This is a genomic window from Lentzea sp. NEAU-D7 (assembly GCF_026242055.1).
GTDB lineage: Bacteria > Actinomycetota > Actinomycetes > Mycobacteriales > Pseudonocardiaceae > Lentzea.
In genome coordinates this window covers 23,988-50,122 of record NZ_JAPJDL010000013.1, presented here as the reverse complement: position 1 = coordinate 50,122, position 26,135 = coordinate 23,988, and the positions used below count along the sequence as shown (strand labels likewise).

The 26,135-nt window shown below is 70.1% G+C and carries 24 protein-coding genes; 4 read left to right on the top strand and 20 right to left on the bottom strand.

Annotation, left to right across the window (positions count from 1 at the left end; translation table 11 throughout):
• Positions 1-25: 25 nt before the first annotated feature.
• From ORI60_RS25260 to ORI60_RS25235, 6 genes are all read right to left on the bottom strand, one after another.
• A complete protein-coding gene (locus tag ORI60_RS25260; RefSeq protein ID WP_266040352.1) occupies positions 26-949 on the bottom strand; it encodes a 2Fe-2S iron-sulfur cluster-binding protein in 924 nt (307 codons plus the stop codon).
• The gene (locus tag ORI60_RS25255; protein WP_266040350.1) at positions 946-2,715 is read right to left on the bottom strand and encodes an NAD(P)H-dependent oxidoreductase subunit E; all 1,770 of its coding nucleotides are present in this window, start codon (positions 2,713-2,715) and stop codon (positions 946-948) included. Before ORI60_RS25255 ends, ORI60_RS25260 begins: the two co-directional genes overlap by 4 nt.
• Positions 2,716-4,641 carry a molybdopterin oxidoreductase family protein gene (locus tag ORI60_RS25250; RefSeq protein WP_266040348.1) on the bottom strand — a complete coding sequence of 642 codons (1,926 nt, stop codon included), beginning with the start codon at positions 4,639-4,641 and terminating at the stop codon, positions 2,716-2,718.
• A gap of 448 nt (positions 4,642-5,089) precedes the next feature.
• Positions 5,090-5,716 carry a hypothetical protein gene (locus tag ORI60_RS25245; protein WP_266040346.1) on the bottom strand — a complete coding sequence of 209 codons (627 nt, stop codon included), beginning with the start codon at positions 5,714-5,716 and terminating at the stop codon, positions 5,090-5,092.
• The gene (locus ORI60_RS25240; RefSeq protein WP_266040345.1) at positions 5,679-6,719 is read right to left on the bottom strand and encodes a LysR family transcriptional regulator; all 1,041 of its coding nucleotides are present in this window, start codon (positions 6,717-6,719) and stop codon (positions 5,679-5,681) included. Before ORI60_RS25240 ends, ORI60_RS25245 begins: the two co-directional genes overlap by 38 nt.
• Before the next feature lies 1 nt (position 6,720).
• Positions 6,721-7,698, bottom strand: coding sequence for a 2-dehydropantoate 2-reductase (locus ORI60_RS25235; RefSeq protein WP_266040344.1), 978 nt, complete (start codon positions 7,696-7,698; stop codon positions 6,721-6,723).
• Positions 7,699-7,796: 98 nt separating this feature from the next.
• On the opposite strand from ORI60_RS25235, the gene ORI60_RS25230 reads away from it, so the two are divergent.
• A complete protein-coding gene (locus ORI60_RS25230; protein WP_266040343.1) occupies positions 7,797-8,522 on the top strand; it encodes a GntR family transcriptional regulator in 726 nt (241 codons plus the stop codon).
• Positions 8,523-8,788: 266 nt separating this feature from the next.
• Positions 8,789-8,974, top strand: a complete 186-nt coding sequence (locus tag ORI60_RS25225; protein ID WP_266040342.1) for a hypothetical protein — start codon at positions 8,789-8,791, stop codon at positions 8,972-8,974.
• Here the strand turns inward: ORI60_RS25225 and ORI60_RS25220 are convergent.
• The 6 genes from ORI60_RS25220 to ORI60_RS25195 all read right to left on the bottom strand — a co-directional run bounded on the left by ORI60_RS25220 (position 8,965) and on the right by ORI60_RS25195 (position 17,214).
• The gene (locus ORI60_RS25220; RefSeq protein ID WP_266040541.1) at positions 8,965-9,981 is read right to left on the bottom strand and encodes a TerC family protein; all 1,017 of its coding nucleotides are present in this window, start codon (positions 9,979-9,981) and stop codon (positions 8,965-8,967) included. The two genes, ORI60_RS25225 and ORI60_RS25220, sit on opposite strands and share 10 nt — an antisense overlap.
• A 29-nt stretch (positions 9,982-10,010) precedes the next feature.
• Entirely contained in the window at positions 10,011-10,442 is a 432-nt protein-coding gene (locus ORI60_RS25215; protein ID WP_266040340.1) for a hypothetical protein, read from the bottom strand.
• A gap of 1 nt (position 10,443) precedes the next feature.
• The gene (locus ORI60_RS25210; RefSeq protein WP_266040339.1) at positions 10,444-11,850 is read right to left on the bottom strand and encodes an Nramp family divalent metal transporter; all 1,407 of its coding nucleotides are present in this window, start codon (positions 11,848-11,850) and stop codon (positions 10,444-10,446) included.
• Between the two features lie 242 nt (positions 11,851-12,092).
• The gene (locus tag ORI60_RS25205; RefSeq protein ID WP_266040338.1) at positions 12,093-14,240 is read right to left on the bottom strand and encodes an acetate--CoA ligase family protein; all 2,148 of its coding nucleotides are present in this window, start codon (positions 14,238-14,240) and stop codon (positions 12,093-12,095) included.
• A 20-nt stretch (positions 14,241-14,260) separates the two neighbouring features.
• On the bottom strand, positions 14,261-15,502 hold the full coding sequence (frc, locus tag ORI60_RS25200) for a formyl-CoA transferase (RefSeq protein ID WP_266040337.1): 1,242 nt from the start codon (positions 15,500-15,502) through the stop codon (positions 14,261-14,263).
• Positions 15,503-15,516: 14 nt separating this feature from the next.
• Positions 15,517-17,214: a thiamine pyrophosphate-binding protein gene (locus ORI60_RS25195; RefSeq protein ID WP_266040335.1), complete on the bottom strand. Its 1,698-nt coding sequence runs from the start codon at positions 17,212-17,214 to the stop codon at positions 15,517-15,519.
• Positions 17,215-17,340: 126 nt separating this feature from the next.
• On the opposite strand from ORI60_RS25195, the gene sucC reads away from it, so the two are divergent.
• A complete protein-coding gene (gene sucC, locus ORI60_RS25190; RefSeq protein WP_266040334.1) occupies positions 17,341-18,441 on the top strand; it encodes an ADP-forming succinate--CoA ligase subunit beta in 1,101 nt (366 codons plus the stop codon).
• Positions 18,441-19,319 carry a succinate--CoA ligase subunit alpha gene (gene sucD, locus ORI60_RS25185; RefSeq protein WP_266040333.1) on the top strand — a complete coding sequence of 293 codons (879 nt, stop codon included), beginning with the start codon at positions 18,441-18,443 and terminating at the stop codon, positions 19,317-19,319. The genes sucC and sucD overlap by 1 nt, the downstream gene beginning before the upstream one ends.
• On the opposite strand, the gene ORI60_RS25180 is transcribed toward sucD, so the two are convergent.
• From ORI60_RS25180 to ORI60_RS25145, 8 genes are all read right to left on the bottom strand, one after another.
• A complete protein-coding gene (locus ORI60_RS25180; RefSeq protein WP_266040332.1) occupies positions 19,316-20,377 on the bottom strand; it encodes a serine hydrolase domain-containing protein in 1,062 nt (353 codons plus the stop codon). The genes sucD and ORI60_RS25180 overlap by 4 nt on opposite strands.
• Positions 20,374-21,165: a hypothetical protein gene (locus ORI60_RS25175; RefSeq protein WP_266040331.1), complete on the bottom strand. Its 792-nt coding sequence runs from the start codon at positions 21,163-21,165 to the stop codon at positions 20,374-20,376. The genes ORI60_RS25180 and ORI60_RS25175 overlap by 4 nt, the downstream gene beginning before the upstream one ends.
• The gene (locus ORI60_RS25170; protein WP_266040330.1) at positions 21,162-21,461 is read right to left on the bottom strand and encodes a type VII secretion target; all 300 of its coding nucleotides are present in this window, start codon (positions 21,459-21,461) and stop codon (positions 21,162-21,164) included. Before ORI60_RS25170 ends, ORI60_RS25175 begins: the two co-directional genes overlap by 4 nt.
• On the bottom strand, positions 21,458-21,802 hold the full coding sequence (locus ORI60_RS25165; protein WP_266040328.1) for a YbaB/EbfC family nucleoid-associated protein: 345 nt from the start codon (positions 21,800-21,802) through the stop codon (positions 21,458-21,460). The genes ORI60_RS25170 and ORI60_RS25165 overlap by 4 nt, the downstream gene beginning before the upstream one ends.
• Positions 21,803-21,817: 15 nt before the next feature.
• Positions 21,818-22,435 (bottom strand): ESX secretion-associated protein EspG, encoded by a 618-nt coding sequence (locus ORI60_RS25160; protein ID WP_323055938.1) that lies wholly within the window; start codon positions 22,433-22,435, stop codon positions 21,818-21,820.
• The gene (locus ORI60_RS25155) at positions 22,432-22,734 is read right to left on the bottom strand and encodes a hypothetical protein (protein ID WP_266040326.1); all 303 of its coding nucleotides are present in this window, start codon (positions 22,732-22,734) and stop codon (positions 22,432-22,434) included. Before ORI60_RS25155 ends, ORI60_RS25160 begins: the two co-directional genes overlap by 4 nt.
• The gene (locus ORI60_RS25150) at positions 22,731-23,846 is read right to left on the bottom strand and encodes a hypothetical protein (RefSeq protein WP_266040324.1); all 1,116 of its coding nucleotides are present in this window, start codon (positions 23,844-23,846) and stop codon (positions 22,731-22,733) included. Before ORI60_RS25150 ends, ORI60_RS25155 begins: the two co-directional genes overlap by 4 nt.
• Positions 23,847-23,942: 96 nt before the next feature.
• Positions 23,943-26,051 (bottom strand): XRE family transcriptional regulator, encoded by a 2,109-nt coding sequence (locus ORI60_RS25145; RefSeq protein ID WP_266040323.1) that lies wholly within the window; start codon positions 26,049-26,051, stop codon positions 23,943-23,945.
• Positions 26,052-26,135: the final 84 nt, after the last annotated feature.

Genomic DNA, 26,135 nt, shown 5'->3' with positions numbered 1-26,135 from the left:
TCCACTCCGGAAGAGAGGTCACTGCTCAGCGGTTTTGCACGTGCTGCCAGCCGAAACGGCCCTTGATGCACAGGTTTCCGTGCGTGACCGTGCTGTCGTGCGGCGACGTGACCTTCACGATCTCGTTGTCCTGCACGTGCAGGGTGAGGTTGCACCCGACACCGCAGAACGTGCAGATGGTCGTGGTCTGCGTCTGGGCCTCTTCGTCCCAGGTGCCGTCCTCGCGCTTGTCGTACTCGCGCTTGAAGCTCAGCGCGCCCGTCGGGCAGACCTCGATGCAGTTGCCGCAGTAGACGCAGGCGCTGTCGGGCAGCGGGGTGGAGAACTCCGTGGAGATCCGCGAGTCGAAGCCGCGACCGGCCACCGAGATCGCGAAGGTGTTCTGCCACTGGTCGCCGCACGCGTCGACGCACTTGTAACACAGGATGCACTTGCCGAGGTCGCGGACGTAGAGGGGATTGTCCACTTTGGCCGGCTGCCGCACGGTGGCGGCGGTCTGGCCGTCGGGCTCCTCGTGCTCGCCCGGACGGCGGTCGTCCCGGTCGGCCGACGGCGGTGCCGGCGGGCCGAAGCGGGAGGGGTCGGCACCGCACGCGGACATCCACTCGTCCACGTGCGGCGTGGTGGAGAGGTCCGTCGCGGACCCGAGGAGTTCCAGAACCAGCTTGCGGCTGTGCAGCGTGCGCTCGGACTCCGTGTGCACGACCATGCCCGGCTCGACCTTGCGCGAGCACGACGGCACGAGCGTGCGGGAGCCCTCGACCTCGACCATGCAGACGCGGCAGGCGTTCGCCGGCTTCAGGGTGTCGCCGTAGCAGAGCGTGGGGATCGACTTCCCCCTGGCGGTGCAGGCGTCCAGGATCGTGGCGCCTTCCGGCACGCGCACGGACTCGCCGTCCAGGGTCAGCTCGACCAGTCGTTTCGGAAGGCCGATCTCGACGATCGTCATGATGCTGCCTCCTCTGCATAACCCAGGCGGTCAAGGGCTGATTCGATGGCGTTCCAAGCGGTCTGGCCCAGACCGCAGATGGACGAGTCGCGCATGACCTGCCCGACCTCGCGCAACAGCCGGAGGTCCTCCGCACTGGTGCTCAGCGGGCGCCTGCCCACCAGACGGGCCATCGCCTCCTCCTGGCGCACCGTGCCGATCCGGCACGGCACGCACTGCCCGCACGACTCGTCGCGGAAGAACGCGGCGATGCGAAGCAGGAAGCTGCCGAGGTCCGCCGTGTCGTCGAGCACCAGCACGACTCCGGAGCCGAGCGTGGTGTTCGCCGCCCGCGCGTCCTCCATGGTGAGCGGCAGGTCGAGCTCGTCCGGGCGGACGAACCCGCCTGCCGCCCCGCCGAGCAGTACCGCTCGCAGCTCCCGGCCTGGCGGCACGCCACCCGCCAGGTCGAGGAGCTCTCCGAGCGTGGTGCCGAACGGCACCTCGTACACGCCCGGACGACTGACGTTGCCCGACAGGCAGAAGAGCTTCGGGCCCGCCGAGCCCCCGGTGCCGATGCGGGTGTAGGCCTCGCACCCCTCCGTGAGGATCACCGGCACGTTGACCAGCGTCTCCACGTTGTTGACCACCGTAGGTCTGCCGAAGAGCCCCGACTCCACCGGGAACGGCGGCTTCGAGCGCGGTTCACCGCGGAAGCCCTCGATGGAGTTGAAGATCGCCGTTTCCTCGCCGCAGATGTACGCACCCGCGCCGCGGCGGATCTCGATGTCGAACGAGAAGCCTTCGTGGCCCATGATGTTCTCGCCGAGGAAGTTGCGTTCCTTGGCCCGTGCGATGGCGTTGCGCAGCAGGTGCAGCGCCGTGGGGTACTCGCCGCGCAGGTAGAGGTAGCCGCGCGAGCAGCCGGCCGCGAACCCGGCGATGGTCATCGACTCGATGACCGCGTACGGGTCGCCCTCCATCAGCAGGCGGTCCTTGAACGTGCCGGGCTCGCTCTCGTCCGCGTTGCACACCAGGTAATGCGGGCGCACGGGCTGGCGGGCGGTCGCGTCCCACTTGCGTCCCGTCGGGAACGCCGCACCGCCGCGGCCCATCAGCTTGGCGTCGGTGACCTCGCGGATCACCCCGGTCGGCCCCAGGAGGAGGGCCGTGCGCAACGCCGCGTAGCCGCCCGTCGCCCGGTAGTCGTCGAGCGACTCCGGATCGACGACGCCGACCCGCTTCAGCAGCCGCAGGCCAGTGGACCCCGCCTGCGGCACCTCCGCGCGCCCACCGTCCACAGGAGAGGGACCGGCGGCCGCCACCGCGATCACCTCGTCCGCGATGGCGGGCGCCAGGAGCTGCTCCTTCGCCACCTCCCCCGCCTCGAACGCGAGTGCGGCCGGAGCCTTCTCGCACACCCCGAGGCACGGGCTGCGCAGCCAGCCGCTCTTCGCGCCCGCCGGCCCCAACTCGCTGGTCAGCCTGTCGCACAACGATTTCGCGCCGTTGACCTGGCAGGCCAGGTCGACGCAGACGTGCACGACCTTCGCCGGTCGTTCGGTCAGCGAGAACAGCGAGTAGAAGCTCGCCACCCCGTACGCCTCGGCCGGCGGGACGTGCAGGACGCGGCAGATGTGATTCAGCGCACCCTGGCTGATCCAGCCGACCCGGTCGTTGACCGCGTGCAGGGCGGGCAACAGCTGGTCCCGGCCCATGCCGGTGAACAGGTCCACGACGACGCGTTCGGCCTCGGACGGCTCCACGTCGAGCAGTTTGAGATCCACTCAGCCCACCTTCACCGGAAGCTTCTCGACGCGGACAGCAGCGGCCTTGTACTCGGCGGTGCCCGCGATCGGGCAGGTCGCCTCGATCGTGAGGACGTTGACGTCGATCTCGTCCGGGAAGTGGAACGTCATGAACACCAGGCCCGGCGTCAGTCCGTCGTCGATCCGCACCGGTGCCACGATCTGCCCGCGCCGGCTCGTGATCCTCACCTCCTCGCCCGCGACGACCCCGAGAGCCTCGGCGTCCTGCGGGCACAGGTCGAGCGTCTCCCCGACGCGCAGCGGCGACTCGAACCCGTGCGACTGCACCCCGGTGTTGTAGGAGTCGAGCCGCCGCCCGGTGGTGAGCCGGAACGGGAAGTCCTCGGTCAGCTCGTCGACGGGCGGGCTGTGCGGCACCGGCGAGAACGTCGCGGGCATGCCGCGCTTGACCGGGTCGTCCTCCCACAACCGGCCGTGCAGGAAGCTGGGTTCGAGGGAGTTCTCGTCCGGGCACGGCCACTGGATGCCGCCGAGCTGCTCGAGCCGGTCGTAGGTCATGCCGGTGTGGATCGGCGACAGGCCGCGCAGCTCGTCCCACACGTCCTGGCCGGTCTTGTGCTGCCAGTCCGCGCCGAGCCGGGTCGCGATCTCACCCATGATCTCGATGTCGTCGCGCGCGCCCTCGGGTGGTGTCAGGGCCTTGCGCACGCGCTGCACCCGGCGCTCGCTGTTGGTGAAGGTGCCGTCGGTCTCGCACCAGGCCGCGGCGGCGGGGAGAACGACGTGCGCGAGCTGCGCGGTCTTGGTGAGGAAGATGTCCTGCACCACGACGTGGTCCAGGTTGGACAGCCGCTTGATCGTGTGCTCGCAGTCGGCCTCGGACTGCACGGGGTTCTCGCCGATGATGTACACGGTGGTCATGTCACCGCGTTCCATCGCCTCCAGCATCTGCGTGAGGTTCCAGCCCTTGGCCGCCTTGAAGTTCGAGCCCCACGCGTCGTTGAACTTCTTGGCGACAGCGGGATCCGTGATGTCCTGGAAGCCGGGCAGCCGGTCGGGGATGGCGCCCATGTCGCCGCCGCCCTGCACGTTGTTCTGCCCGCGCAACGGGTTCAGCCCGGCGCCGTACCGCCCGACCTGACCGGTCAGCAGCGCCAGGTTGATGAGGCTCAGCACGTTGTTCGTGCCGTTGTGGTGCTCGGTGATGCCGAGCGTCCAGCTCAGCTGTCCCCGGTCCGCCCTGGCGTAGGCGTGCGCGAGCTCGCGGATCAGTTCGGCCGGCACACCGGTCTCCAGCTCGGCGACCGGCAGCGTCCACGGCTCGACGGCCTTCACGAACTCCCGGAAGCCCTCGGTCGCCCGCTCCACGAACGACATGTTGGTGAGGTTCGAGGCGATGATCTCCCGCGCGATCGCGTGCGCCAGCGGGATGTCCGTGCCGACGTTGAGCCGCAACCACCTGTGCGCCCACTTGCCGGTGCTGGTCAGCCGCGGGTCGACCACGTACAGCTTCGCGCCCTTGTTGACCGCCTTCAGCACGTGCTGGAAGAAGATCGGGTGCGCCTCCCGCGCGTTCGACCCCCAGAGCACGATCAGGTCGGCGTCCTCGATCTCCTGGTAGGAGGAGGTACCGCCACCGCTGCCGAACACCTTGGCCAGCCCGGCCACGCTCGGGGCGTGGCAGGTGCGGTTGCAGCTGTCGACGTTGTTCGTCCCGATCACGGCCCTGGTGAACTTCTGGGCCATGTAGTTCATCTCGTTGGTGGCCCGCGCACAGGAGAACATGCCGAACGCGTCCGGGCCGCCGCTGGCCACGTTCCTGCGGAAGCCCTCTGCTGCCTTGTCCAGCGCCTCGTCCCAGGTGGCCGGTCGCAGGACTCCCGCGTCGCGCACCAGTGGCTGGGTCAGCCGCACGTAGGGCTCGGTCTTCTTCCGCCTGCTCATCGTCTGCACCTCCTAGGCACATACTGTATGCAATCTTCTGTGTGCGCTAGCCCCCGTTGCGGTTTCTCGTCGTCCGGCGGACCGGGATCACCGACGCGGTGCGGACCGCGATCAGCGTGGTGGCACAGGAGATCGGCGCACCGGTCGAGCATTCACGCGGGACCGGCCGCTCGTCCAAGTGGCGGCGGCTATCAGCTCATAGACCGCGTCTGTCGGAGGTCGAGCGGGTCCTCGACCGACCGCAGCGCAGAGCGGCTTCGCGGCGTGCGCCGGGCGGCAGCGCGAGCGTTCGACAGCGCGCCGACGACGGTGGCGTTCACCGGGGTCCGGGACGCCCAGCACACCGAACTCCCGGCTGAACTCCTCGATCACCACCCGCTCCGGGGCGTGCGCCGACGGGACAGGGCGCGCTCCGGCTTCGAAGCGCGCCCTGTCCGAGGAGCAGCGGTTACGCCTTGACGAACGCCGGGACGAAAGCCGGCAGCACGGACGCCAGTTCGGTCCCGGCCGCCTCCTTGGTCTGACCGAACATGACCACCTCCGAGATGAGCGTGCCGCGGCCCATGAACGCGTGGCACACGAACGGGGACACGGACGGGTCCAGGGTCGCCTCGCAGTACGCGTAGAAGTCGTCCACGCCCGCCGGCTTGGCGAGCGTCGCGAGCTGCTCCACGCCGCGGGTGCTCGTGCAGGCGGCGAGCCCGGTCTCCACGCTCTTGACCAGCACCGCCGCCGGACGGTCGGCCATGGCGTGGACCTGCTGGAAGACGGTCGTGCGCCCCGTCCAGAGCCGGGACCGCATCACCGAACTGCCGTCCGCGTGGATCTCGCGGCCGCCGCAGATCATGGCCACGGCCTGGCCGTCCGCGCCGACCTCGGCGTCGGTCGCCGGCACGTTCGTCTTCACCTGGCCACCGGCCGCGGCGAACGTGTCGGGCGCCGCGATCGCTGCCTTGGCCCGCTCGTTCAGCTCGGCCGGCGTCGGTGGCGCCGTCGTGGTGGTCGTGGTCGTGGTCGGCGGCGGCGTGGCGGCAGGTTCACCGGCACACCCCGCCACCAGGGCGGCCAACGCCACGACGGCAGCACAAATACGCATGTTCAACTGACTTCCCCCAGGTTCGCGCCCTCGTCCGGGCGTCGGAGGAAGAGTAAAGCAAACCGCTCACAGCTCCCGGCGATCCAGGTGCTCGTGCAGCAGGCGGTCCAGCTCCCCGCGCACGTCGAGCCCGCGGGTGAGCCCCAGCATCGCCCGCGCCAGCATGGAGACCTGCTCCCCCACCACGAGCCCGATCCGCGGCACGCGCCGGGGATCCTCGATGCGCACCACGCGCATCCCCTCCGGCGTCCCGAACATCTGCGGCCACGCGTGGGCGATGACGCTCGACCACTTCCGCGTCGCCACGTGCCCACAACGTCGCCACGGTGCCGGCCTCGATGACCGGCACGGGCTGCACGCCCGCGTCGGCGAAGACCGAGTCGAGAATTCGCCGGTTGCGCATCCTGGAGGTCAGCAGGCACAACGGGAGTGCGGCCACGTCGGCCCAGCGCGCCACCGGACGGGAGGCGATCTCCTCGTCGGCGGGCGTGAGCAGGACGTAGCGCTCCTCGTACAACGGCATCCCGCGCACCGAGTCGTCGGCGTACGTCATGGCGATGTCGAGCTCGAACTCGTCGAGACCGCGGGTGATCTCCTGTGAGGACAACGATTCCAGCGTGACGCGCACGTGCGGGTGGCGTTCGCAGAACGGCGTCGTCAGCAGAGGCGCGACCGGGAGCGCTGTCGGGATGGCCCCGATCCGGAGCACTCCCGACAGCGACTCCCTCATGCGGGACAGGTCGTGCCGCAGCGCGTCGCGGTCGGCGAGCATGCGATGCGCCCACAGCAGGACCCGTTCCCCCTCCGGCGTCAGCGCCTCGAACCGGCGGCCCCGGGACACGATCGGCACCCCGAGCTCGCGTTCGAGCTTGCTGATCGCCGCCGACAGCGACGGCTGGGACACGTGGCAGGCCTCCGCGGCGCGCGCGAAGTGGCGTTCACGGGCCAGGGCGACCAGGTGCTCCAGCTGCCGCAGCAGCAACTCAGGACACCAGCGACGTGCGCGAAAGCAGGTCGATCGCCGCGTAGACGTGCCGCAACGTCGGCGCCGGCACGCGGGTGAGCCCGGCGATCTCCACCACGGCGCCGATGATCGCGTCGATCTCCAGCCGCTTCCCGGCTTCCAGGTCCTGCAGCATCGACGTCTTGTGGTGCCCGACGCGGCGGGCGCCGTCGATGCGCTTGTCGACGGAGATCCGCGGGTCGCAGCCCGCGGCCCGCGCGATGGTCAGGGTCTCCTCCATCATCTGGGCCACGAGGTCGCGGCTGTCGTCGTGGTCGCAGATCTCCACCATGGTCGCGCGGGTCAGCGCGCTCAGCGGGTTGAACGCCACGTTGCCCATCAGCTTGATCCAGATGTCCTCGCGGACGTCCTTCTCCACCGGGCACTTCAGCCCGCCCGCGATCATCGCCTCGCTCAGCGCGACGCACCGCGCGGAGATCGACCGGTCGGGCTCGCCGATCGAGAACCGCGTGCCCTCCAGGTGCCGGATCACACCCGGTGACTCGATCTCGGTCGAGCAGTAGACGACGCAGCCGATCGCCCCTTCCGCGGGCAGCACGGCGGTGACCGACCCGCCGGGATCCACGGCCTCGATCCGTTGTCCTTCGAGAGGATGTCCGGTCAGGCCGTGGAAGTACCACCACGGGATCCCGTTCTGCGCCGCGATGACGGCGGTGCCCGGGCCCATCAGCGGCGCCAGCAGATCACCTGACGACGCGTAGGAGTACGCCTTCAGGCCGAGGAACACGTAGTCGACCTCACCCACCTCGGCGGGATCGGAGGTCGCATGTGGATGCGCGGTGAAATCACCGCGCGGGCTCAGCACCCGCACGCCGTGCTCGCGCATTGCGGCGAGATGGGCTCCACGCGCGATCAGGTGGACTTCCACGCCCGCACGGTGCAAAGCCGCACCGACGTAGGCACCGATCGCTCCGGCTCCGAGAACAGCGATCTTCATAGCACGCCCCGCTCGCTAATAATGCATACAGTATACGGATAACACGCCCAAATCCCCACAAGTGCTTTTTGTATGCGAAAATCTGTATTCTGTCCGGCATGACCCCTTTGCCCAGTGGCCGCCGGGCGCCCCGCGGCTCACTCAGCGCCGCGGCGACCCGCCGGGTCGAACGGCCCGCACCGCTGCGTCAAGCCGTCTACGACGCCCTGCTCGAACTCATCGTCAACCGCACCCTCGCCCCCGGCCAGCACCTCGTCGAGGCAGAGCTGGCCGAGTACCTGGGCGTGAGCCGGCAGCCGGTGCGCGAGGCCCTGCAGCGGCTCCAGACCGACGGCTGGGTCGACCTGCGCCCCGCCCAGGGCGCCTTCGTGCACACCCCGACCGAGGAGGAGGCCGACCAGCTGCTCGCCGTGCGCAGCGTGCTGGAGACCTACTCGGCCAAGCTCGCCGCCGAGCACGCCACCGCGTCCGACGTGAAGCTTCTCAGGAAGCTGCAGAAGGCCGGCGAGGAGGCCCTGGCCAGCACGAACGTCGAGCGCCTGGTCAAGGCGAACGCCGACCTGCACGCGGCCGTCGCGGAGATCGGCCGCAACAAGGTCCTCGCCGAGATGATCGGCCTGGTCGACCGCCGGGTGCGCTGGTACTACACCCCGATCGCCCGCCCGCGCAGCCGCGACTCCTGGAACGAGCACGCCGAACTGGTCGCGGCCATCGCCGACGGTGACGCCGAACGGGCCGGCGAGGTCATGCACCGCCACGCGGAGCAGACCCGCCAGACCTATCACGACCGCAAGGCACCCGAGGACTCCACGGACAGCGACTGACGCCTCACCCGCGGATCACCCAAATCGGTCATTTGGTACCGTACGGGTGATCCGCGACACGATGGCGGACGATTGCATACAAAACTCAGTATGCTGGATTCCGACAGGGACGGGGTCAACGGAGACCCGCGAGAGGTTTCCCACCGGGTACCCGCACGACGGACGTCCGGTGGAGCAAACCCCGGCCGCAGCCCTGTTCCTCCCGTGCCGCAGTGCCTGTCAGGTCTCTGCGCGCCCTGGGAGCCACCATCGACAGGAGGAAGACCATGTCCCGCTTGAAGAACTTCGTCCGTTCCCTCACCGAGCCGCGCGGCGGTGCTTCCGCTGACGGCCGCGCGCTGGGCCTCGGGCTGTCCACCGCGCTGACGGAGCAGCGCAAGGACGCCGAGGCCCAGGCGGCCGTGGCCAAGACGCTCCGCAAGGACGCCGAGGGCCACACGATTCACGGCTGAGAGTCCTTCACGGGAGCGTCTTCCTCGCTCCTGCGCGCACTCTCGGCATCCTCCACGGCGGAGCGGGCAGCCCGCCGCGAGGTGTGCAGGCTCCAGACCGTCGTGACGGTGAGAGTCGCCACGATGACCCCGAGGGACACCACGATCGGGATCTCCGGAGCCCACGGGACACCGTGGTGGTGCAGCGCCTCGAAGATGAGCTTGAACCCGATGAACGCGAGCACCACCGCGAGGCCCTTGCTCAGGTGCACCAGGCGGTCCAGGAGACCGCCCACCAGGAAGAAGAGCTGGCGCAGGCCCATCAACGCGAACGCGTTGGCGGTCAGCACCAGGTACGGCTCCTTGGTGAGGCCGAAGATCGCCGGGATCGAGTCCACCGCGAACAGCAGGTCCGTGGTGCCCACGGCGACCATGACGATCAGCATCGGCGTCACGACGCGCTTGCCGTCGACCCGCGTCGTCAGAGCCGCGCCGTGGTAGACCGTGGTCGCCGGCAGGAACCTCTTCACCGCGCGCAGGGCGGCGTTCTCCGGGACGTCGGCCTCCTCGGTCTCGTCCTGCCTCACCAGCTTCCACGCGGTGAAGATCAGGAAGGCACCGAAGAAGTAGAACAGCCAGTCGAACCGCGAGATCGCCTGTGCTCCCAGAGCGATGAACACAGTGCGCAGCAACAGGGCCAGGACGATGCCGACGACGAGCACCTTCTGCCGGTACTCCCTCGGCACCGCGAATCTGGCCATGATGATCACGAACACGAACAGGTTGTCGACGCTCAGCGAGTACTCGGTGATCCAGCCGGCGAAGAACTCCCCGCCGTGGCCGGGCCCGGCGAACACCGTGACGCCGAGTCCGAACAGCACGGCCAGGCCGACGTAGAAGAGCACCCAGTACAACGACTCGCGGAACGACGGTTCGTGCGGTTTGCGTGCCACCAGGTAGAAGTCGAACGCGATGACGGCGGCGATGCCGCCCATGGTCGCGATCCACACCCAGACGGGCAGATCCAACATCCTTGGGCTCCTTCGGCGGAAGGGGGTCAGCGGGAGGCGGCGGCTCGCAGTCGCACGGAGATGCGTTCGTGCAGCCACAGGAAACCGATGGCCCAGCCGACGCTCACGATCCCCTGGTAGGCGAGGAAACCGGCCAGGTCCGGGGGCAGCCGGACCTGGCCGGTGAGCACGAGGCCCACGGTGGTCTCGTGGACCAGCCTGGCCAGCGGGAACGCCACGAGCCAGTACAGGGCCACTGGTGCGAACCGGCCGACCGGCAGCCGGCCCGCCACCACCAGCAGGCCGAAGCCGCCGCCGAACGCGCCCAGCGGCAGGCCGAGCGCCACCGTCGTGACGAGTGCCCACCCGAGCGGCTGGCCGACGAGCGCGGCCAGCCCTCCCGCGATGAGCCCGGCGGCGAGACCGACGAACGCGCCGGGCACCGCTTCGGACAGACTGCCTTCGCGGATGATCGCCATCTCAGCCCACCACTACTCCGAACTTGACGAGACTGAAGAACAGCATTCCCAGGTAGAACACCGCGCCGAAGCCGATGATGACGTTCGTGACCAGCTTGGGGCGGATGGGTTTGGGCAACATGCGGTTGTTCACCAGCAGGAGCACCACGCAGTAGGCGCCCATGGCGAACGTCGACAGGAACGCGAGCACGTCGAGGATCGCGCCCGGTCCGTCGGCCGGTCCGAACAGCAGGATCAGGATGCCGAAGGTGATGACGCCCCAGAGGAACCCCGCGTAGAGGTGCGACATCCGGAACTTCTTGGCGCCCTTGACGAAGTGGTAGGTCATGTCGGCCTGGCCGCGCGAGAACGAGTCGAACAGGCCCAGGGTGGCGTTCAGGCCGATCAGCGCGATGAACCCGAGGAACACCGCGCCGAGCACCGGTCCGCCCGCGGACGCGAAGGCGTCCGACATGGCGTTCAGCGCGGCCTCGCGCTCACCGGACTCGATGAGGGCCTTGACGTCCGGGCTCGTGCGGCTCGCCGACTGCGCGAGGACCGTGAAGGAGACCGTGACGAGCATGGTGATGCCCCAGAAGAGCAGCAGCGCGTCGAACGTGACCCAGCGCCGCCAGCCCTTCCACTTCGCGAGCTCCGCCTTGTCGTCGGTGTCGAACATGAAGCCGCGGGCCGGCATCTTCTCCTCGTCGCCCGCGTGCCTCAGGCCGCGGACCTTCGGGATGTGCGCGCCCATGCCGGCGCCGCTGTCGCGCAGGTGCAGCGTGTACCACATCTGCTGCATGCCGGACGGGCCGGCGAACGCGATAGACCCGACGATGATCGGGAACCACTCCGGCGACAGGGCCTGCGCCGGGAAGTACCCGAACTGGAACATGCCGGAGACCGTGCTGGTCAGGTCTCCCCACGTGCCGACCATCGCCGCCACCACGGCCGTGCTGACGACGAGCAGTCCGATGAGGATGGACAGCAGGTTCTCGAGCAGGTTGTAGATGACCTTGGCGAGGCTGAACAGCACCCCGACCAGGACCAGGCCCACGCAGGCCGACACCGTCCAGGGTATGCCGGTGATCTTCTCCAGGGCCGCCGCTCCCGCGGAGAGGTGGCCCGGCCAGATGTAGACGAGCATCGCGACCACGAAGAAGAACCACATGATCGGTTTGAACACACGGGCGGCGCCGAAGAAGATGCTCTCCCCCGTCGCCATCGCGTACCGCGCCATCTCGAGCATGACGACCGCCTGCAGCGTCACGCCGATCAGGAAGAGCCACCTGATGTCCGGTCCGAAGACCAGCACCAGGCGTGGCCACATGTAGGACTCGCCCATGCCCACGCCAAGAGCCACCAGGAACACCGTGGGACCGAGCAGGTGGATCGACGGTGGTGCGTCGGGGAGTTTCCTGATGGGCATCGCTTCCAGCTTGCCCGCGGCCCAGACGCGCTCGTCCTTCTCAGGTGGCGAACTGGTTTCCGTGCGAGCGACCAGATTTGGATCATCCACGGGTAACGACCTCCAGAGGACCGGCTGTCTTCGTTGACCTCCCTGGCGGGTTCGCGACCGCGGGCGTGTCACGGTCGCGGACGGGCCATCTCTCTCCTTGCACGCCGCTGGCGGTTTCCGTTCACAGTCAACGGAAACCGCCAGCGACTCAGTTACAGCAAGCCGGCGGCACGGGCCCACCGGTACTTGGCACCCAGTACTGCGACAGGTTTCTCCGTCGTGTACGGATGAGCAACCACTCCGTTCCGGTACAGGTACTCGCTGGCCTCCTCGACCTCGACGTCACCCGCGAGCGACGCGACGACGGGTTTGTGGATGCCGTTCGCCCGGTACTCCTCCACGACGTCGACCACGAGCTTCGCGAACACCATCGGCGGCGTGACGATGGTGTGCCAGTAGCCCAGGATCAGCGAGTGGATGCGGTCGTCGGCGAGACCGAGCGCGATCGTGTTCCGGTACGTCGAGGGCGGTTCCCCGCCGGTGATGTCGACGGGGTTGCCCGCCGCGCCGAAGGGCGGGATGAACTTCCGGAACGCCGCGTCGAGGTCGTCCGGGATGCTCATGAGGCTCAACCCGTTGTCCACACAGGCGTCCGAGAGCAGCACACCCGAGCCGCCCGCGCCGGTGATGATGACGACGTTCTCGCCCTTCGGCGTGGCCAGCAGCGGGATCCCGCGGGCGTACTCCAGCAGGTCGTTCAGGCCGGGAGCGCGGATCACACCGCTCTGCCTGAGGATGTCGTCGTAGACCCGGTCGTTGCCGGCGAGCGCGCCGGTGTGCGAGCTCGCGGCCTTGGCGCCCTGGTCGGTCCGTCCCGCCTTGAGCACGACAACCGGTTTCTTTCCCGAGACGCGTTTCGCCGTTTCCGCGAAGGACCGGCCGTCCTTGAGGTCCTCCAGGTGCATCGCGACGAGCTGGGTGTTCGGGTCGGACTCGAAGAACGTCAGCAGGTCGTCCTCGTCGATGTCGGCCTTGTTGCCCACACCCACGATCGACGAGACGCCCATGCCCGCGGAACGGCTGAACCCGAGGATCGCCATGCCGATTCCGCCGCTTTGCGACGTGAGGGCGACGCCGCCCTTGACGTCGTACGGCGTGCAGAACGTCGCCGAGAGGTTCTCCGGTGTGTAGTAGTAGCCGTAGATGTTCGGACCGAGGATGCGCACGCCGTGCTTGCGCGCGATCGCCACGATCTCGTCCTGCAGCTCGATGTTGCCCGTCTCGCCGAAGCCGGACGGGATCATGATCGCGCCGCCGACGCCCTTCTTGCCGGCCTCCTCGAGGGCGGCGGGCACGAACTTCGCCGGGATCGCGAACACCGCGACGTCGACGTCACCCGGGACGTCGGCGATGCTGGCGAACGCCTTGCGGTCGAGGATCTCGTCCGCCTTGGGGTTGATCGGGTGGATCTCGCCCCGGTAGCCGCCGTTGACGAGGTTCTTCATCACCGAGTTGCCGATCTTGCCCTCTTCGTTCGAGGCACCGATCACGGCGACGGCGTTCGGCCGCATGATCCGGTTCATCGAGGCGAGGATCTCGTCCTGGGTGAACCTGTGCGGCTGCTTGGCCGCGTCCTCGTCGACCAGGATGCGGACGTCGACCGCGGTGGCCCCGGAAGGCGTTGCCAGCACGGGGTTGAGGTCGACCTCCGCGAGCTGCGGGAAGTCCGTGACCAGGTCCGACACGCGGTGGATCAGGTCGGCGAGCTTGCCCGCGTTGACGCCCTGCGCGCCGCGGACTCCGCGCAGGATCTCCGCCGCCGCGATGCCGTCGACCATGGAGAGGGCTTCGGCGGGGCTGGTCGGCGCCAGCCGGAACGTGACGTCCTTGAGCACCTCGACCAGGATGCCGCCGAGGCCGAACGCGACGATCTTGCCGAACGTCTCGTCGGTGGTGGCGCCCACGATGACCTCGTGGACCTCTTTCCCGGTCGGCAGCTGCTGCTGGACCTGGACGCCGGTGACGTCCGCGTCCGCCTTGTGGTTGCGGGCGTTGTGGATGATCTTGCGGTAGCCCTCGGCGACCTCACCGGCGTTGCGCAGGCCCACCAGCACACCGCCGGCCTCGGTCTTGTGCAGGATGTCCGGTGAGACGATCTTGAGCACGACCGGGTAGCCGATCTCCTCGGCGAACGCGACGGCGCCCTCCGACGACTTCGCCAGCGCCTCGGCCGGGGTCGCGATCCCGTAGGCGTCGCAGACCCGTTTGCCCTCCGGCGCGGTGAGCGACGACCGCCCCTCCGCCCGCACCTTCGCGAGTACGTTCTCGACCGCGGCGCGGTCGTAGCCGTTGTCCGGCATGAGATCTCGTCTCCCTGAGGTTAGATGACGCCGGCCGCGCGCAGGCCGGCCAGCCGGTCCGCGCTGTAGCCGAGCGCGCCGAGGACCTCGTCGTTGTGCTCACCGAGCAACGGCGGGCGCTGGATCTCGACGACCGAGTCCGAGAGCTTGAGCGGGTTGCCGACCGTCTTGAACGCGCCGCGCTCGGGGTGCTCGACCTCGACGACGGTGCCCAGTTCGGCCAGCGTCTCGTCCTCGATGATCTCCTTGGTGGAGAGGATGGGTCCGCACGGGATGTTGTGGGAGTTGAGCTTGTCCATCACCTCCCACTTGGTGTGCTTCTCCGTCCACTCCTCGATCAGCGCGAACGCCTTGTCCAGCTTGGAGAGCCTGACCTCGGGCGTGGCCCACGCCGGGTCCTCGGCGAGCTCCGGCCTGCCGATCAGCTCGGTCAGCGGGGCCCAGCCGACGGGCTGGATGATCACGTAGATGTAGTCGTTGGGGCCGCCGGGGGCACAGCGCACCGCCCAGCCGGGCTGGCCACCACCGGATGCGTTGCCGGAGCGGGGCACCTCGTCTCCGAACGTCTCGTTCGGGTACTCCCCCAGCGGCCCGTGGGTGAGCCGCTGCTGGTCGCGCAGCTTCACCCGGCACAGGTTCAGGACGGCGTCCTGCATCGCGACCTGGACGCGCTGCCCGCGCCCGGTGCTGGTCCGCTGGTACAGCGCGGCCAGGATCGCGGCCACCAGGTGTATGCCGGTGCCCGAGTCGCCGATCTGCGCGCCGGTGGCGAGCGGCGGACCGTCCTCGAACCCGGTGGTGCTCATCGAGCCGCCCATCGCCTGCGCGATCACCTCGTACGCCTTGAAGTCGGCGTAGCGGCCGGGGCCGAAGCCCTTGATCGACGCGTAGACGAGCTTCTCGTTGAGCGCGTGCAGCTTCTCCCACGGGTAGCCGAACCGCTCGACGACACCGGGGCCGAAGTTCTCGACGAGGACGTCGACGTCGGCGATGAGCCTCTCGAAGACCTCCTTGCCCTCGGGGGCCTTCATGTTGAGGGTGATGCTCCGCTTGTTGCAGTTGAGCATCGTGAAGTAGAGACTGTCCACTTCGGGCAGATCGCGCAGCTGGCCGCGGGTGATGTCGCCCCGTCCCGGCGTCTCCAGCTTGATGACGTCGGCGCCGAGCCAGGCGAGCAGCTGGGTCGACGACGGTCCGGACTGCACGTGCGTCATGTCGAGGACTTTGACGCCCTCCAGGGCCTTGGCCGGTGTTTTACCCATTTTGGTCAGCTCACCTACTTGTACATCGTCTGGTTCATGGTTCCGGGCGCGTACACGTCCGGGTCGATCCACACGTTGATCAGCGAGGGCTTGCCGGACTCGCGGGCGCGCCGCAGCGCCGGCCCGATGTCCTCGGGGTCGCGCACCTCCTCGCCGTAGCCGCCGAGCATCTTGGCGAACTGGTCGTAGCGGACGTCGCCGAGCGTGTTGCCGACGCGCTCGCGCTCCAGCCCGTACTTGGCCGCCTGGCCGTAGCGGATCTGGTTCATCGACGAGTTGTTGCCGACGACGCCGACGAACGGCAGGTCGTAGCGGACCAGCGTCTCGAAGTCCCAGCCGGTGAGGCTGAACGCGCCGTCGCCGAACAGGGCCACGACCTCCTTGTCCGGCCTGGCCAGTTTCGCGGCCAGCACGAACGGGATGCCGACGCCGAGCGTCCCGAGTGGACCGGGGTCCATCCAGTGGCCGGGCGACTTCGGCTGCACGACCTGGCCGGAGAACGTCACGACGTCGCCGCCGTCGCCGATGTAGATCGAGTCCTCGGTGAGGAAGTCGTTGATCTCGCTCACCAGCCGGTACGGGTGGATCGGCACGTCCTCGGAGAGCAGGTGCTCGGCACGCTTCTGCCGCGCCTTCTCCTCGACCGCCTGCAGTTCCTCCAGCCACACCTTGCGGCCCATCGCCCCGTTGTCCTCGCGGCCCGACGCCGCCTGCGCGACGCTCGACAGGACCAGGTCGGCGTCACCGACGATGCCGAGGTCGATGTCGCGGTTCTTGCCGACGGTGCGGTAGTCGAGGTCGATCTGGACGACGGTCGCGTTCGCGGAAAGCCTGCGGCCGTAGCCCATCCGGAAGTCGAACGGGGTTCCGACGATCACGATGACGTCGGCGTTGTCGAAGGCGTAGCGGCGCGACAGCTGGAAGTGGTGCGGGTCGCCGGGCGGCAGGGTGCCGCGGCCCGCGCCGTTCATGTAGGCGGGGATGTTGAGCGTGCGGACGAGGTCGGCCGCGGAGTCCGTGGCCCGCGTCGTCCACACCTGGCTGCCCAGCAGGATGGCGGGCTTGCGGGCGTGCACCAGCAGGTCCGCGAGCTTCTCGATGTCCGCCGGGTCGCCGACGCTGCGCGTGGAGGCGCGGTAGTGGCCCGCTTCCGGTACTCGGGCGGTGCTCACCGGCACCTTGGCGTCCAGCACGTCGCGCGGGATCTCCAGGAACGAAGGGCCCGGTGCGCCGGCGTTGGCCTCGCGGAACGCCATCGACACCATGTCCGCGATGCGGGCGGTGTGCGGGACGTTCGCCGCGAACTTGGTGATCGGCGTCATCATGTCGACGTGCGGGAGGTCCTGCAGCGAGCCCATCTTGTGCTGGCTCAGCGCACCCTGGCCGCCGATCAGCAGCATCGGGCTCTCCGCGCGGAACGCGTTCGCGACGCCCGTGACGGCGTCGGTGGTGCCCGGTCCCGCGGTCACGACGGCGCAACCGGGCTTGCCGGTGATCCGCGCGTACCCGTCGGCCGCGTGCGCCGCGACCTGCTCGTGCCGGACGTCGATGACGGCGATGCCCTCGTCCACGCAGCCGTCGTAGATGTCGATGATGTGCCCGCCGCACAGCGTGAAGATGGTGTCGACGCCCTCGGCTTTGAGTGCCTTCGCCACCAGGTGGCCACCAGAGATGGACTCGGGAATCGACTCCGGCTCCGCGGAACTCGTCATCGGCGATCAGCTCCCCTTGGCGCTTCGACTGTAGATTGCATACCGTATGAGGTAGGCATATCGTTACTCCGCTACCAACCGGATGTCCATAGACGGCCGCAAGTTTTCGGCGAGAGGACGTAGACGGTGGATCTTTTCGAACACGAGGCGCGGGACCTCTTCGAGCGGTACGGGGTGCCCGTTCCGCGTGGTTTCGTGGCGGGCACTCCTGACTCCGCGCGCGAGGCCGCCGCACGGCTCGGCGGCACGGTCGTCGTGAAGGCCCAGGTGAAGACCGGCGGCCGCGGCAAGGCCGGCGGCATCAGAGTCGCTTCGACGCCGGACGAAGCAGCGGCGGCGGCCTCCGCCGTCCTGGGGATGGACATCAAGGGCCACACCGTGCACCAGGTCCTGGTCACCGAGGCGAGCGAGATCGCCGAGGAGTACTACCTGTCGTTCCTGCTCGATCGTGCCAACAGGACGTTCATCGGCATGGCCTCGGCCACCGGTGGCGTGGAGATCGAGGAGATGGCGGACTCCATCACCCGGATGCCGGCTTCGGCCTTCGACGCATCGGCGGTGTTCCCACCGGAGATCGCCGCGGAGGTGAACGCCGTCGCCGCCGCCCTGTGGCAGGTCTTCGTCTCCGAGGACGCCACCCTGGTCGAGGTGAACCCGTTGGCGCGCACCGAAGACGGCCGGATCATCGCATTGGACGGCAAGGTGACGCTGGACGACAACGCGTCGTTCCGGCACGCCCGGCTCACGGACAGCGCCTCCGGTGACCCGCTGGAGGTGCGGGCCGCGGAGAAGGGCCTCAACTACGTCAAGCTCGACGGCACCGTCGGTGTCATCGGCAACGGCGCGGGACTCGTCATGTCCACTTTGGACGTGGTGGCGCTGGCCGGTGCCGCGCCGGCGAACTTCCTCGACATCGGCGGCGGCGCCTCGGCCCAGGTGATGGCCGACGGCCTCGACGTCATCCTCTCGGACCCGTCGGTCCGCAGCGTGTTCGTGAACGTGTTCGGCGGCATCACCGCGTGCGACGCGGTGGCCGACGGGATCGTGCAGGCCCTCGGCATGCTCGGCGATCGCGCCGACAAGCCGCTGGTCGTCCGCCTCGACGGCAACAACGCCGAAGCGGGCCACCGCATCCTCGACCAGGCACGGCACCCGCTGATCACCGTGGCGCACACGATGGACGACGCGGCGGGCCGTGCCGCCGCCCTCGCCGGCAAGGAGTCCTGATGGCCATCTTCCTCGACGAGAACAGCCGCGTGATCGTGCAGGGCATGACGGGTTCGGAGGGTGTGAAGCACACCCGGCGGATGCTCGCGGCCGGCACGAAGGTCGTCGGCGGCGTCAACGCCCGCAAGGCCGGCACGTCCGTGGACTTCGACGACGTGACCCTGCCGGTGTACGGCACGGTCGCCCAGGCGATGGCGGAGACCGGCGCGACCGTGTCGGTGCTCTTCGTCCCGCCCGCGTTCACCGGCGACGCGGTGGTCGAGGCGATCGACGCGGGCATCGGCCTGGCCGTGGTGATCACCGAGGGCGTCCCGGTCCACGACACCGCACGGTTCTGGGCGCACGCGCAGGGCGGGTCCACGCGGATCATCGGCCCGAACTGCCCCGGCATCATCAGTCCCGGCAAGTCCAACGCGGGCATCATCCCCGCGGACATCACCAAACCGGGGTCGATCGGCCTCGTGTCGAAGTCCGGAACGCTGACGTACCAGCTGATGCACGAGCTGAAGGACTTCGGCTTCACCACGTGCGTCGGCATCGGCGGCGACCCGATCGTCGGCACCACGCACATCGACGCCATCGCGGCGTTCGAGGCGGACCCGGAGACCGAGCTGATCGTGATGATCGGCGAGATCGGCGGCGACGCGGAGGAACGGGCGGCGGAGTTCGTGCGGGACAACGTGTCCAAGCCCGTGGTCGGCTACGTCGCCGGCTTTACCGCGCCCGAGGGCAAGACGATGGGCCACGCGGGCGCCATCGTCTCGGGGTCCTCGGGCACGGCGGAGGCGAAGCGGCTGGCCATGGAGGCGGTGGGGATCAGGGTCGGCAGGACGCCGTCCGAGACCGCCGCGCTCGCACGGGCGATCCTGACCGGCTAACCGGAGCAGATCGCCCGGTCGGCCACGTCGACGGCCGAGGGCTTGCCGGAGCCCTGCCAGTTCGTGTTGGTCACGACCGACGCGAACCGGCCGTCGTCGGTGGTCAGGGTGAACGAGTAGTGCCCGGTCATCAGGGCACCGTTGTGACCCCACGCGACCACACCGCACGACAACGGCATCTTCACCAGGCCCAGGCCGTAGGCGTCGGCCGGGCCGAACGTGCGCCTCATCTCGGCCAGCGCCGCCGGGGAGACGAGCCTGCCGCCGGCCAGCGCGCGGTAGAACCGCTGGAGGTCGTCCAAAGTGGACTCCATGGCACCGGCGGTGCTCCAGGCCGACAGCTCGACGGTGGTGGTCGCCTCGGTCCAGAAGAAGAGCTGGCCGAGGCGGCCGCCCAGGTAGCCGTTCAGGAAGGGCGCCTTCAGCGCGCGGTCACCGGGTGCCGGAAAGCGCGTCTCGGTCAGGCCGAGCGGCTGGACGACCCGCTCGGTGATCGCGTCACCGGCCTGCCTGCCGGTGAGGCGTTCGATCAGCAGTCCCAGCACCAGGTAGCCGACGTTCGAGTAGTTCTGGGCCGCACCGGGAGCGTTCTGGGCCGGTTCGTCCATCGCCGAGCGGACGAGCTCGCCCAGCGCGTACGTGCCGCCGGGACCCGCCTTGGCGTCGCGCACGTCGCGGACGAGACCGCTGGTGTGCTGCAGCAGCTGGCGAACGGTGATCACGTCACCGTCGTAGTTGCCGGTGACCACGCCGGGCAGGTACCGCGAGATCGGCGCGTCCAGTTCGGCCCGGCCCTCGTCCACGAGCTGCAGGACGACCACGGCGGTGAACGTCTTGGTCTGGCTGCCGATCCGGAAGTGGTCGGCGGCCGTGATCGGGCGCCGCTCGTGAAGCTTCCCGGTGCCGGTCGACCGCGTGCCGGACCCGGTGTGCACGGCGGCACCCGGTCCCGCCTGCAGCAGGTACTGGTCGAGCACCGTCTGCACGGCGTCGTCGGCCTTCGCCGGCGTGGTGCCGAGGAGCAGGAGCGCGCAGACGAGCGCGGCGAGGCGCTTCACGCGGTCACCTCCTCGGCGGTCGGCAGCTCGGCCGAGCCCGACGCCTTGTCCCCGATCACCGACATCGCCTGTTTCACGATCTTCAGCACCGCCTGCGCCCCCTCGACCAGCTTGACCAGGTTCTCCCCGCTCGTCAGCAGCTCACCGAGCTTGGCCGCGATCTGCCCGCCGCACTCGACCGCGATCTGCACGCACTGCGGGATCGCCGCGGCGATGCTCTGCCCGAACGTCACCGCCGCCGCGGCGATCGCCTGCGTCATGATCGGCACGATCTTCCCGACCGCCTCGGTGATCAGCCGCGTCACCTCGGCGGCCACCCGGGCGACCACCTCGCCCGCCTTGATCAGCGCGGTGGCGTTCGTCAGCGCCGTCTCGGCCACGGAGAGCACGCCGTCGACGAGTTCCTTGCCCGTCTTCGCGTACTCCGCCGCGCTCTCCCCGGTCCAGCCGTCGGTCTCGCTGCCCGCCTTGGCGCCGTACTCGCCGGCGAGCGCGGTCGCGGCCTTGCTCGCGTCCTCGAACTCCCCCGCGCCCCGCTGGACGCCGTCCGGGTCGCCGCGCAGCTCGTTCAGCGGCTCCTCCAGGAACGAGATCATCGGCGTGAGGAAGCCGGCGCCCGCGCTGTCCAGTGCCTGCAACGGTTTCCCGTCCGAGGCCAGTTCGCTCAGCGGGGCCTTCGGGGTCTGGGCGAGGCCGGACGACAGCCACTCGTCGCCGGTGACGGCGTTCGTGGTGGCGCGGAGCTCGTTCAGCAGGCCGGCGATCGTGCCCGCGTCGGTCACCGTCATCGGTCCACTCCCGTGATGTCCGCGGCGTTGCGCTCGTCGGTGCGCTGGTAGTTCTCGGCGGTCCGCCGGATGCCCTCGCCCACCTGGTCCATCGTGGACGCGATCTGGGCGAACGCTCCCGCCGTCTCGCCCATCGGGCCGCTCAGGCCGGAGCTGAGGAACTGGGCGAACGACCCGAGCGAGGACTGACCGACCTGGCCCGGCAGCCGGGATCCGGTGCCGGACAGCCGGTCGGCGTACCCGGTCAGGGTCCTGGCGTGGCGGCGCAACTGCTCGTGGTCCGCGGTGAAGCTCATCGCACGGCCTCCGGCAGGTTCTTCGTGATCTGGTGCAACGCGTCGCTTTCGCCGAGGTAGTCCGCCATGACCTCGGTCATCCGGGCGCTCGCCAGCCGTTGCGCCTCCCGCGCGGTGCTGACGATCAGCATCGCGAGCGTGTCGACGTCGAGCTTGCGCGCCGACGGCGTCAGCGCGACGTCGCCGAGCACGCCGCCCGCGTTCACCGTCACGGTGACCTCACCGCGCGGCGAGGTCGCCTTCGCCCCCACCTCGGCCAGGCTCGCACTCGCCGACCGCGCGCTGTACGCGACGCGTTCCAGGCGTTCCTGGTAGTCCGCCAGCCACTGTGCTGGATCCACTTCTCTCCCCCTCCATCAGGCTCGCGCGATCGCGGCGAGCTCACCGATCACGCGGACCAGGTCGTGGTGCCTCAGCGGGTTGACGCTCACCCAGCCGTCATCACCGGCGTCGACCCTGACCCGTCCGCTCGCACTGTCCAACCAGGACACTTCCTGCCGCTGCCCGCCCCTGACCACGCCCGCCTGCCCCTGTCCGGTGACCTCCAGGTCGAGTCCGGCACCGGGTGGCAGCGTGATGGGCATGAGCTGCGCGGGCCGGGCGTGCGGGACCAGCGCCACGAGCTCGTCGCCGAGCGTCTCCGCCTCGACCCGCGCCGCCCGGACCGTGCTGCCGGACTGCGTGCACACCACGGCCTGGTCGCCGAAGACCATCGCGACCGCGCCCGTGCCGGGCACGACGAGGTCGACCACGGCGGTGTGCTCGTGCAGCGCGGTGACGAGTGCCGCGGCCATGCCGACGGGTCCGTGCGCCTCGGCCAGTCCGCGCGCCTGCAGCCCGTGGCCCGCCTCGGCGAGGAGGCGCGCGCGTTCGTCCGCGAGCTTGCCGAACGACGGCACCCGCAGCGGGAACGGCCAGCGCACCCCCGCGTGCGTGGCGAGCAGGTCCATCTCCACCAGGTCGAAGGCGGTCACCGGGCCACCCTGCGCGCCTGGTCGGCGTCGGTCTCGGTGTAGGTGGACCTGATCTCGGCGAGCATCTGCCGGAACTCACGCACCTCGCGTTCGGCGGCACCCACCTCACCGGCGAGCCCCGACCCGGCGTCCTTGAGCCGGCGCGACAGGTCCTGGGCGGGTGGCGCGGTCCCGAGCAACGGCTGCCGCTCGGCCAGCCTGCTCGCCGTCGTCACCAGGTCGGCGGTCAGCTCGGCCAGCCTGCTCAGGGTCCTCACCCGGTCCTGCAGCTGGTCTGGCGCGACCTCGTAGCCGGTCACTGCTCCTCCCCGATCACGGCCGGAGACACCCGCTCGGTCACCGCGAACAGGTCGTGGTCGAGCGTCGGCATCTGGTTCTCGTGCTCCTGGTCCTCGTCCTTGCGCGCCGCTCCCGCCGCAGGTGCGCCCATCGCGGTGTTCTGGCCGGACGGGCGCGTGTCGGCGGTGAGGGTGCCGGTCGCGGTGATTCCGCCGTGCTGCCCGAACACCACCCCGGCCCGCATGCCCGGTGCGAGCTGCTGGCTGACCGGGGTGGCGGCGCCGACGACCGGGGTAGCGGCGCCGGTGACCGGGCCACGCGTGGCCGTCGCCGCCGAACCGCCGCCCACCAGCCGTTGCCACGGCACGCCACCCGAACTGGGCGTCTTCACCTGGGCCGCGGGCGCGGCACGGGGCGCCGGCGCGGCCTGCGGAACGTTGCTCCTCGCGTCGTCGATGAGGCGGCCGCTGCCGTTGAGGCTCGACTCGTAGGTCTGCATCGCCCGGACCGCCTGGGCCTTCTGCTGGTCGGCCGAGGCGGCGCCGAAGTAGAAGTAGAAGCCCGAGGTCGCTCCGGCGGGCAGGGTGGGCGCGCTCGGCAGGGCCATCGGGGCGGGTGCGCCCGGCAACGCGAAGGCCCCTGGCGTGCCGGGCAGTGCGAACGGTGCGGGCGCGGCGGGCAACCCGAACGGTGCGGGCGCCGCGGGCAACGCGAACGGCGCCGGTGCGGCGGGCAACGCGACGGACCCCGGCGCGCTCGGCAGCCCGGCGAACGCCGGCACCGTCGTCCCCGGCCCCGGTGGCGGCGGCATCGCGGCGCGGGCCGCCGCCAGCGCGTCGGCCGAGTCCTGCGCGGCCTTCTGCCCCGCCGCGGCCAGTTCGCTGATCTTCCCGATCCGCTCGGCCAGCGCACCGAGCCGCGCGGCGGCCTCCTCCGCCGCGGCCCCGGCCCACCCGTCGAGCAACGCCGCGCGCTGCTCCCGGAGCACCTCGGCGTGCGCGTCCAACGCGGCGCGGTGACGCGTCCACTCGTCGGCGACCGTGCTCACGTCCGCGACATCGGCGTCCTGCCACAGCATCCGGTGCAACTCTTCGTGGCTGTACGCCTCCCAGTTGATCTCACCAGGCGACACCCCTCGACCCCCTTCGTCCGTCCCGCCGAAACGATCACAGCGGGACCAAACGAAGGACAGGCCAGACGACCGGCCACTTGTGGCCGGTGCATCTGATCAGCGCAAACGCGCGAAATGATCCTGCAGGCGCGCGTGCCGGAACTGGTAGACAGCACCCGCCCGGCGCAGCACGCCACGCCGGTAGGCGTCGTCGAGGAACGCCGGCAGCCCCCACGGCAGCTTCCCGGTCAGCGGCAGCCAGACGCGCGCGAACACCACCCACTGCCCCCACGCGGTCAGGCTCAGCACGTACGCCAGCCCGCCGCCGATCCCGCCGACGAGCCCGAGCGACAGAGCCGTCGTCGGGCTCCACACCACCTCGAACCGCAACGCCGTCAGCCCGCTCGCGACGACCCCGGTGGCGCCGGCGACGAACACCGCGAACACCGGCACCATCATCGCGACGAGTCCGAGCACCGCACGGCGGTTCGCCGCCAGCAGGCCGTCGGGACTGCCCGCCGACCGCACGTCGAGCGGCGCCTCCATCGCGGCGGCGACGGTGAACACCATCCCCGCGCCGATCCCGAACACCAGACCGAAGACGCCGATGTCGACCAGCACCCCGGCCGTCATCTCGAAACCGGGCGTGACGAGCCAGTACGCCATCGCGCGCACCAGCCCGTACGCGGCACCGACCGCGCCGCCGAACGCCAGCCCGAGCAGTCCGCGCGCCCACACCCGCTTCCCGGCGCGACCGCGCAGCCGCAGCCGGGTGCGCACGGGTTCGATGGGCGTCCTGCGCACCACGTACCGGTGCGCCGCCCCGAACAGCACGCCGGTGACCAACCCGATCATCACCGCGAACAGCACGCCCCTGGTGCTCATCCCACCCACCAGCACGCCCTCCAGCACCAGGTCCGCGACCCCGACCGCCACTCCGACGGCCAGGCCGGTGACCACGGACGACGAGCCGAAGCGCCACCACGCCAGGTCGTGCGTGCCGAGCCCGGTCAGGTGGCCGGCGAGGTGACCGAGCCACGGCTGCACGCGGCCGGCGTCCGCGCCGTACACAGCCGGTATGAAGCTGCCGAGCAGGTGGCGTTCGATCTCGTCGGGCTCGGAGAAGGCCAGCAGTGCGATCGGGTCGTGGTCCGGGGTGTCGCTGTAGATCCGCCGCGCCAGAGCCACCATCAACGGTGTCGTCAGCACCTCTGCCAGCGGACCGCCGTGGCGCACCTCGTCCAGCACGGGCTTCCAGGCGTTGCCGCCCGGCCCGGTCTTGCGGGTGGTGCGCGGCAGGTAGTCCGCCAGGTCGTCGCACGTCAGGTCGGCCAGCACGACCGCGGCGGCCGCCGTCAGCACGTCCGTGCCCTCGACCGCGTCGCGGTACTCGTCCACGCGGCTGGTCAGCAGCAACGGCAGAGTGGTGCTGTTCAGCGCGGTGAGCGCCTGCCGGTGCAGCCCGGCCGCGATCTCGTCGAAGCCGTCCAGCACGGGCAGCACCCGCTGCGAGTCGACCAGCGCCGCCGCCAGCGTGCCGCCGCCGGGTCCCGGCGCCGCGAGGAACGGGTGGTCGCGCGTCAGCTGGCCGGCGAGCCAGTCGCGGAGCCCGAGACGTCCGGGATGCCACGCACCGAGGTGGAAGATCACCGGCACGGGGTCGGCGGGGTTGCGCGCGCCGAGCAGGTCCAGCACGAACCGCGTGGTCAGCACCGTCTTGCCGGACCCGGCCCGTCCCAGCACGACCAGCCGCCGCGACCCGACCCCGCGGTAGACCTCGACGACCTGGTCCAGGCGTCCGCCGAGCGCGGCCCCGGCGCCGATGTTGAGCCGGCTGTCCATCCACGTCGCGGGTGCCTCGTCCCACCGCACCGGCAGCGGCACCGGGTCGTGGACCTGCCGCTGCTCCTCCTCGCGCCGCCACCGGGCCTCGACCGCGACCTTCAGCGTCTCGGCGGCCTCGTGCAGGGGGTCGAACCGGACCGGCTCCGCGACCGGCGGTTCGTCGCGCCCGGCGGAGGAGAACAGTTCGGCCCGTTCAGCGCCGGTGAGCTCCAGAGCGTCCGCCAACGCGCGCACGGTGCCCATGCGGGGATCGGTCCGTTCGCCGGTCTCCAGCCCACGCACCGTGCGAATGCCCACGGCGGCGCGCTGAGCGAGCGCTTCCTGGCTCAATCCCGCCCGCTGCCGCCATTGACGCAGCAGTAAGCCGAACTGGCTCGCCACAACCGCCCCCTCGTCCAGATGATCAGCAGAGTACCGAGACGGCCGTGTCTCGTGGCCGATCCCATCCGGTTGGAGGAAGATCAC